Origin of the sequence: Prevotellamassilia timonensis (assembly GCF_021531665.1) — a bacterium.
In the GTDB taxonomy this organism is placed as follows: domain Bacteria; phylum Bacteroidota; class Bacteroidia; order Bacteroidales; family Bacteroidaceae; genus Alloprevotella.
The window spans coordinates 47,359-55,708 of sequence record NZ_JADYUH010000009.1 but is presented as its reverse complement, the minus strand read 5'-3'; the positions used below and the strand labels follow the sequence as shown (position 1 = coordinate 55,708).

6 protein-coding genes are annotated in these 8,350 nt (G+C 52.8%); all 6 read left to right on the top strand.

Going from position 1 to position 8,350, the window contains the following annotated elements; translation table 11 throughout:
- Nucleotides 1-563: 563 nt before the first annotated feature.
- Nucleotides 564-1,859 (top strand): tyrosine--tRNA ligase, encoded by a 1,296-nt coding sequence (gene tyrS, locus I6E40_RS03455; protein WP_235385514.1) that lies wholly within the window; start codon nucleotides 564-566, stop codon nucleotides 1,857-1,859.
- Between the two features lie 990 nt (nucleotides 1,860-2,849).
- Entirely contained in the window at nucleotides 2,850-3,977 is a 1,128-nt protein-coding gene (locus tag I6E40_RS03450) for a class I SAM-dependent methyltransferase (protein ID WP_235385513.1), read from the top strand.
- Between the two features lie 663 nt (nucleotides 3,978-4,640).
- Nucleotides 4,641-6,500 carry a beta-N-acetylhexosaminidase gene (locus I6E40_RS03445; protein ID WP_235385512.1) on the top strand — a complete coding sequence of 620 codons (1,860 nt, stop codon included), beginning with the start codon at nucleotides 4,641-4,643 and terminating at the stop codon, nucleotides 6,498-6,500.
- Nucleotides 6,501-6,696: 196 nt separating this feature from the next.
- Nucleotides 6,697-7,209: an RNA polymerase sigma factor gene (locus I6E40_RS03440; protein ID WP_235385511.1), complete on the top strand. Its 513-nt coding sequence runs from the start codon at nucleotides 6,697-6,699 to the stop codon at nucleotides 7,207-7,209.
- Entirely contained in the window at nucleotides 7,199-7,744 is a 546-nt protein-coding gene (locus I6E40_RS03435) for a hypothetical protein (RefSeq protein ID WP_235385510.1), read from the top strand. Before I6E40_RS03440 ends, I6E40_RS03435 begins: the two co-directional genes overlap by 11 nt.
- Before the next feature lie 46 nt (nucleotides 7,745-7,790).
- On the top strand, nucleotides 7,791-8,261 hold the full coding sequence (locus tag I6E40_RS03430; protein ID WP_235385509.1) for a DUF4252 domain-containing protein: 471 nt from the start codon (nucleotides 7,791-7,793) through the stop codon (nucleotides 8,259-8,261).
- The last annotated feature ends 89 nt before the right edge of the window (nucleotides 8,262-8,350 follow it).

The following is an 8,350-nucleotide window of genomic DNA, read 5'->3' as shown; positions in this document are numbered from 1 at the left end:
CAGCATCAAAGGCTCGTCAGAGCCGTTTGCATCAAGCGCAAGGTTTTTTCCGGTTTTTGTCTTTCATTCATTCGTTCAATTTCTGAACATTTCGTGTTCCAAAAAGTTTTCTCCATTAATGCCCATTAATTGTCCCATTAATCGAAGAGTCAAAGAGAGGAAGAGACTAAGAGACTAAGAGACTAAAAGACTAAGAGACTAAGAGACTAAGAGACGAAGAGACGAAGAGAGGAAGAGACGAAGGGCGAAAGGACCGTTTTTTGAAACATTAATGTTCATGAATTATCCACGAATTGACCATGAATTGATTTTTGGAACATGACTGTTCAGAAATTAATGAGCATTAATGGAGAAACATTTCTTACTTGGAAAACGAATGAACACGAATTGATTACGAATCGACACACAAAAGTTTGCGAGGAAATCCCTAACTTTGCAACTTCAAAGCGATAAACTGCAACGCCGAAGCGAAGAACTGCAACGCCGAAGCGAAGAACTGCAACGCCGAAGCGAAAAGAAGATTACGGTATCTCACGACATAAATAACAAGAAACCATAAGACTATGAATTTTGTAGAAGAACTGAAATGGCGCGGCATGCTGCATCAGATGATGCCCGGAACAGACGAAATGCTTTCCAAAGGGATGGCAACTGCCTACGTCGGCATTGACCCGACCGCCGACTCCCTGCACATCGGACACCTCTGCGGCGTGATGATGCTCCGCCACTTCCAACAAGCCGGTCACAAACCCCTCGCCCTCGTCGGCGGCGCCACGGGTATGATCGGAGACCCCTCCGGAAAAAGCGCCGAGCGAAACCTCCTCAACGAGGAAACACTCCGCCACAACGTGGCATGTATCAAAAAACAACTCGCACACTTCCTGGACTTTGACTCCGACGCACCGAACGCTGCGGAACTCGTGAACAACTACGACTGGATGAAGGACTTCACCTTCCTCGACTTCGCACGCGAAATCGGAAAACACATCACCGTGAACTACATGATGGCGAAGGACAGCGTCAAAAAACGCCTCAACGGAGAAGCACGCGACGGACTCTCCTTCACAGAGTTCACCTACCAGCTGCTCCAGGGCTACGACTTCCTCCACCTCTACGAAACCAAAAACTGCAAACTGCAAATGGGCGGTTCCGACCAATGGGGTAACATCACCACGGGAACGGAACTTATCCGCAGAAAACTCGGTGCAGACGCCGATGCCTACGCACTGACCTGCCCGCTCATCACCAAAGCCGACGGAAAGAAATTTGGTAAAACGGAGCAAGGAAACGTTTGGCTCGACCGTCGCTACACCACCCCCTATAAGTTCTATCAGTTCTGGCTCAACGTCGGCGATGAAGAAGCCGAGCGCTACATCAAGATTTTCACCTCTCTGAAGAAGGAAGAAATTGATGCCCTCATCGAAGAACACCGCGCCGACCCGGGACGCCGCGTACTCCAAAAGAAACTCGGCGAAGAGGTGACGGTGTTGGTGCACAGTCGCGAAGACTACGAAATGGCAGTGGAAGCCTCTCAGATTCTTTTCGGAAAAGCCACCAAAGAAAGCCTTTTGAAGCTGGACGAAGACACCCTCTTGAGCGTCTTTGACGGCGTGCCCCACTTTGAGGCAGCGCGCGACCAAGTCGTGGGTGCCAAGGCGGTGGATGTCTTCGCAGAAGTCACACAGTGTTTCGCCTCCAAAGGCGAGATGCGCAAACTGACGCAGGGCGGTGGCGTGAGCCTCAACAAAGAGAAACTGACGGCGTTTGATCGCGAAATCACTGCCGAAGACCTTCTGGATGGAAAATATCTGCTCGTGCAGCGCGGCAAGAAGAACTACTTCCTGATTACCGTGCGCTGAGCGCTTTCCAAAGGCTTTGAGGGGTGTTCTATAAATCACGGGATAAGGAACACCCCTTGAATGGTGCGGCAGAAAGAACTAACAGCCGCGTGGACTTCGGTGTCGGTCTTGGACTTACGATTCCGCGTCCCGCGGCTTCAGCCACAGTGGCTTACACCCTAAACATTCCGACGCACCTTTAAGTAATATGAAAATAATAAGTTGCGTCAGATTTGAATGACATTTTCGAGGTCAGATTTTCACCCGAAGAAGGAGCATAGCCGTAGCTATGTGACTGATGAGGGAGAAAATATGGACCGAAAAGATTTTCAAAGATGATGCAGGTTATTGTTTGAGGATTACTAAGCAAGTAGGCAAGTGTGCACCGGACTCGCTCAAAAGGTTTGTCCAAGCGTGAACACCCAAGTTTTTTCGTACTGCAAAGAAAGCAAAGCGTCTGCGCAAGCGAGATTTTGACGGAAGATGAGCATACTTCGCGCGTTTTTTCCGAGAAATATTTCTTGCATTCAAAAAAACTTCCTACTTTTGCCCCGCAAAACAGAAATGTTTCTGCAAAAAGTTTGTTCCATGGTGTAATGGTTAGCACTAGAGTTTTTGGTTCTCTCAGTCCCCGTTCGAATCGGAGTGGAACAACCCCCTTCCCCCGAGTCCTGCGCCCCTCCACTTTTACCCTGCGCGGGACTCATTTTTTGTATATCCCAACCAAAAGGTCTCCACAAAGCGATGCTTCCCCGGCATCGCTTTTTTGTTTCTAAGCAATCAAACGAGGTGTGTCGCAGCGGGAGGAGACGGCGGAGTGAGAAAGTTTTGCTAACTTCGCCCTCAAAATTGATGCGAGTTCTGTGAGCGTCATGACCGGAGCCCACCTCTTTGAAACCTGAAAGCCGGTGAGTTCTCCACCGTACAAACTCGTGAGTCCCCTCAAACCTCAAAGGCAGTTTCAACCCTTTTGAACGCTGTGACCCTTTTGCCCCCAATACCCCTGACACCTTGAACACCTTGCCCCCTTCCACCCCCGACTGCATCCACCGCCTCAGCGACGAGGAGAGGAAACGCCTGCTTGCGAAAGTACCTTCGTGGGCAGCGAACGAGGACATCGTCTGTCCCACCCGATTGGCGTGGGAGCAGTGCTCCGGAGAAGCGGCGGCACGCCACAAAGCAGACGTAGTCACGCGACTGCTACCACCCGTGAAGCGCGGCAGGATGGTTGATTTGACGGGAGGATTGGGCGTGGATTTCTCATTTCTCGCCCCTCTGTTCCGAGAGGCCGTCTATGTGGAACGACAAGCGGTGCTCTGCGATGCGGCGCGCCACAACTTCCCCTTGCAGGGTCTCACCCACGCCGAAGTGGTCTGCGGAACAGCGGAGGATTTTCTGAACCGGATGCCGCTCGCCGACTTCATCTTCCTGGACCCCGCCCGTCGCGACAAGGCAGGACGGAAGACCGTGCTCATCCAAGACTGCACGCCCGACGTTGAAGCTCTGTTGCCACGTTTGCTAGAGAAAGCGCCCCTCGTCATGGTGAAGCTCTCGCCGATGCTTGACATCCGGCACGCCGTCAAAAGTCTTCAAGGACACGTTCACGAGGTGGAAGTGGTGGAAACGGCGGGAGAATGCAAGGAACTGTTGCTCGTGCTCCGTGCCGATGGCACAGTCGATGAACCCAAGACGACCGTGGTGCGCGGCTGCCCGGTTCTGTCCTTCTTCGCCTCCGAAGAAAGGAATGCAAAGGTCAATTTCTGCGAGCATCCCGCCCCGGGCGACTATCTCTTCGAACCCTGTGCCGCCCTGCTCAAAGCCGGTGCTTTCCGCCTCGTTGCCGAACGCTTCGGGTTGAAAAAGGTGGCAGCGGACTCCCACTTATATATAGGTATGGAGTCGCTCCCCTCCTTCCCAGGGCGCAGCTTCCGCATTCGAGAGGTGACGGGATTTGACAAAGCCGCCCTGCGCCGACTGCGACAAACAACCGAACGGGCAAACCTGACACTGCGCAATTTCCCCGGAACCACCGAGGCGCTGCGCAAGAAGCTCAAACTGAAAGACGGCGGCGTCACCTATCTTTTCGCCACCACCCTGCAAGACGGGAAACACGTCCTGCTCGTCACACAGAAAGCATGAGGGTTAGACCTGCCATAGTTTGACTCTCATCTTACATAAAACACCCAAGAGACTGCTTTGCTGCTACTTCTAGCTGGATCATCATTATTTCTATGAAAAAGTATGGGCAAAATTGCACGGTTAAAGATAATAAAGTAATTTTGCAGCAATAGATTCCGCCACGCTTCCCATTTGAATAGCGAACCAGGGCGGAACTTCGTTTTTAGGGGTGTTCTAAAAATTAGGTTGAGTTGATTTTTGATTTCTTAGAGATGGACTTTTGTCAGTTGAGGAAGGAGCATAGCGGGCTATGTGACTGACGAAACTCACAAAAGGGCGCGCTAAGAAATGAAAAGCGACCAAAACGTAAGCACTTTCTTTTGAACATTCCTTATCCCGTAATTTATAGAACACCCCTTCATAGAGATATGGATTACACAAAGAACGCTCTTGATTACACGCAAATCCTGGCCATTACATGGGTTTCCCGAATGATTGGGAGAATCAATCTCTGTGGATCTAGTATTTGTGTCGGTTATGGGGAATATATGGTATCAAAAAGGCGCAAGCGCTAACATCTGTATATCATACAATTAGACTTTAGGTTCAAGCATGAACCTATTAAACACCCCTCTTGGACACGCTCGAAAACCCTCTTGAAATCATCGTAAAGCCACAAAAACCATGAGAAAACTTTTCCTTTCCGTTCTTCTTCTGCTCCCGGCTCTCGCCTTGCCGCTGTTCGCACAGGACATGCCCGACCTCATCCCACAACCCCGCAAGGTGACGATGCAAACCGGGGACTTCCGTCTTCCCTCCCAACCGCGCATCGCCTTTCCCTCCTCCCTCGAGCCACAGGCAAAATGGCTCGCCGACAAGGTGCGAAAATCCACGGGCTTCGCAGCCAGACTCCTGCCGGGCAAGACCAAAGGAGACATCGTGCTGCTCCTTGACACACTCCAAGCCACAAAGGCGGAGAGTTACGTCTTGGACATCCGCGAGAAAGGCATCGTCATCACTGCCCACGACGCCGCCGGCGCTTTCTACGGCATGCAAACCCTGCTCCAACTCTTCCCCGCTCCCATTTTGGGTAACACGCTGACCGATCACACGGACTGGAAGGCGCCCTGTCTGCACATCGAAGACAGCCCGTCACACCCCTACCGCGGCTTCATGCTGGACGTGGCGCGCTACTTCTTCCCCAAAGAGTTTGTGCTCAAAACCATGGACTGCATGGCTGCCTATAAACTCAACAAACTGCACCTCCACCTGATTGACGATTCGGGCTGGCGACTGGAGATTCCCGCCTATCCGCGACTGACCGAAGTCGGTGCCTGGGCAGGCGAAGGAAGTAAGCGACTCGGCGGCTACTACACCTGCGAGGACGTGAAGGAAATGGTGGAATATGCCGCCGTCCGAGGCATAGAAGTCATTCCCGAAATCGAGTTCCCCGCCCACATCCTCTCAGCCGTCGCAGCCTACCCCCACCTCTGCTGCACCGGGAAACAACACCAAGTGCCGACCCAGCACTTCATCAGTCGTGACCTGCTCTGCGTCGGACGCGACTCCGCCCTCATCTTCCTCAAGGACGTTTTGGACGCCACGATGAACATGTTCCCCTCCCGCTACATTCACATCGGCGGCGACGAGGCGGTCTATGAACGCTGGGAACAGTGCCCACACTGCCAGGCACTCATGAAACGCGAAGGACTGGAGAAAGTTCCGGAGTTGCAAGGCTGGCTGACGAACAAGGTGAACAACTATCTCGTCAGCCGAGGACGAACCGCCATCGGATGGGAAGAGGCGCTGCTGAGAGGCAAGATTGACCGCCCACTGGTCAGCATGGTCTGGCACCAAATCGGCGACACCGCCGTGGCACACAAAGCGGGAGCACAGGCGTTGGTCGCTCCCTGCTACTACACCTACCTTGACTTCCCCGAGAGCGGCAAGGAAGGTGAGGTCAAGGCTGCGACATGGTGTCCGCCCATCCCTCTTTCAAAATGCTATTCGCTCCCGCTCCCCGACAGTGACCCTTCCTCCTGCACCATCGGCATTCAGGCTTGCATGTGGTCAGACCAGTTCATTCACGGCGAAGTGTTGCAGGAGATACGTGCCATCGACGAGAACCGCTCTGAGCGCTACATGGAATATCTCACCTTCCCGCGCCTCCTTGCCGTCAGCGAGCTGGGATGGACCACCCAGAAACTTCGCTCCTTCACGGACTTCCGCCACCGACTTTCTGCCCACTTCGCACGCCTCGACGCCATGGGCTGCAACTTCCGGGTGCCGGAACCGATTCTGACACACGTCCCCTCGGCTGACGGAGAAAACAAAGACGGCTGGACCTTCACGCTGGAAAGTCCCGTGCGCGGTGCCCGTGTTGCCTACACCACCAACGGCACCGACCCACACGCCCAGAGTCGCACGGCGCAACCCGGCGAAAAAGTGCGCGTCGCCAGCCCTGAACTCCTCAAAGCCATCACCGTCTTCTCCGACACGAAATACTCCATGCCGACAAACGGCGCGGACGCCCTGCCAAAATGAAACAAAGAGAATGTGGCGGTGTGTCATAATAGCCAATCTGACACACCTTCGAGGGTGAAGCCAAAATGTGCATTTTGATACACCCTCAACACTCTCGAAGGAAGCTCCGCACGTTTTTTTTCAGAAAAACACAAAAAAATCACACGCGACTGTAACTTTTCGCTTTCCCAGTCGTCTTCCCTACAGAAAGCCCTCCATGAGTAACTTAGATTTCCGACACGACCTGCTCCCGCTCAAGGACAAAATCTTCAGGCTGGCGCTGCGCATCACAGCGAACAGGCAGGATGCGGAAGACCTCACTCAAGACACGCTCCTCCGCGTTTGGACAAAGCGAGAAGAAATGGAGGCGGTGAACAACCTCGAAGCTTTCTGCATGACCATCTGCCGAAACCTCGCGCTCGACAAACTGGCAACCAAAGAACACGCCAACCTCTCCCTCGAGCAAACCGAAACCGACACCTTCGACAGCCGACAGACGCCCGAAGAACAGATGGAATGGAAAGACCGACTGGAGAAAGTGAACCGACTCCTGCAGGCACTGCCCGAGAAAATGAGAACTGCCATTCAACTCCGAGAAATCGAAGGAATGACCTACCAAGAAGCCGCCGCAGTCATGCAAATCACAGAAGAGGACTTCAAAGTTTCACTACACCGCGCAAGGAAACTCATCCGACAACGGTTTGAAAACATAGAAAAACATGGACTATAAATATATCGAACAACTGCTGGAACGCTACTGGAACTGCGAGACCTCGCTCGAGGAAGAGCAGATTCTGCGCACCTTCTTCAACCAAAAGGAAGTGCCGGCTCATTTGGCTCGCTACCAAGAACTGTTCATGTTTGAAAAAGCCCAACAAGACGTCTCCCTCGGAGAAGACTTTGACGAGAAACTCCTCGCCGCAGCCGGAATCAACGAAGAGACAAGCAAAGAGAATCCCCGCCGAATCAAAGCCGGAAAATTCACCATCGCCCACCGCCTCCGCCCACTCTACAGAGCCGCTGCCGCCGTCGCCATCATCACACTCCTCGGCACAGCCACTCAACACTCGCTGCAAATGGAAGAAAACAGCAACAACGGAGGATGGGACTACAACACCGCAGCCTACAAAGACTCCTACCAAGATCCGCAGAAAGCCTACGAAATGGGAATGGAAGCACTGGAACTCTTCAAGGAAGGACCCTCCACCGCTGCTGCCGACACCCTGAAACCGGCCCCCAACAAACAAAATAAACAAGCGGAGTGAGACGGACACGCAAACGACTGAGAAAACAAAGAAACCACACACGGCGATGAAACGAACGCTCATCCTTCTCCTCTCTCTCACGTGCAACCTCTGTCTCTGGGCACAAAAACAGCAGGACTTCGCAGCAAGGTTCATGCAAATCCACGGAAAAGAAATCACCATGGAATGCACCACAATCAGTCCGCTGATGATGGAACGAATGCTGCAACTGCCCTCCCTCGAAACCGATGGCGTCAATCGAGACGCACTCAAACAGGTGAAAACCATACGCCTCGTCATCAACAAAGACAAGCAAGAAACCGAACATGCGTTTGAACAAGCCGTCAAGCTTGCCGCACAAAACGCCGCGCGCTATGTATTGCGAGCGGAAAACACAACCCGCAGAATCTACACGCGACGAAGAGGAGAAAACATCGTTGAAATCGTGCTCCTCACCAAACAAAACGGAGGATTCATCCTTGTGGACCTCACCGGAAACATGACGGACGCATTCATCCACAACTTGATACGACAGTGAAACGCCAAGTCCGTCTAAGACGCTGCCTCACTCATCTTTCGGAAAGTAAAACAATCACCATATCGCTGACCCGTCTTGAATCGCAGGAC

Excerpts from the sequence above, each read along its gene's own strand:
- I6E40_RS03440 (WP_235385511.1), top strand. The coding sequence starts at position 6,697 with ATGAGTAACTTAGATTTCCGACACGACCTGCTCCCGCTCAAGGACAAA.
- I6E40_RS03445 (WP_235385512.1), top strand. The coding sequence starts at position 4,641 with ATGAGAAAACTTTTCCTTTCCGTTCTTCTTCTGCTCCCGGCTCTCGCC.
- I6E40_RS03430 (WP_235385509.1), top strand. The coding sequence starts at position 7,791 with ATGAAACGAACGCTCATCCTTCTCCTCTCTCTCACGTGCAACCTCTGT.
- I6E40_RS03435 (WP_235385510.1), top strand. The coding sequence starts at position 7,199 with ATGGACTATAAATATATCGAACAACTGCTGGAACGCTACTGGAACTGC.
- tyrS (WP_235385514.1), top strand. The coding sequence starts at position 564 with ATGAATTTTGTAGAAGAACTGAAATGGCGCGGCATGCTGCATCAGATG.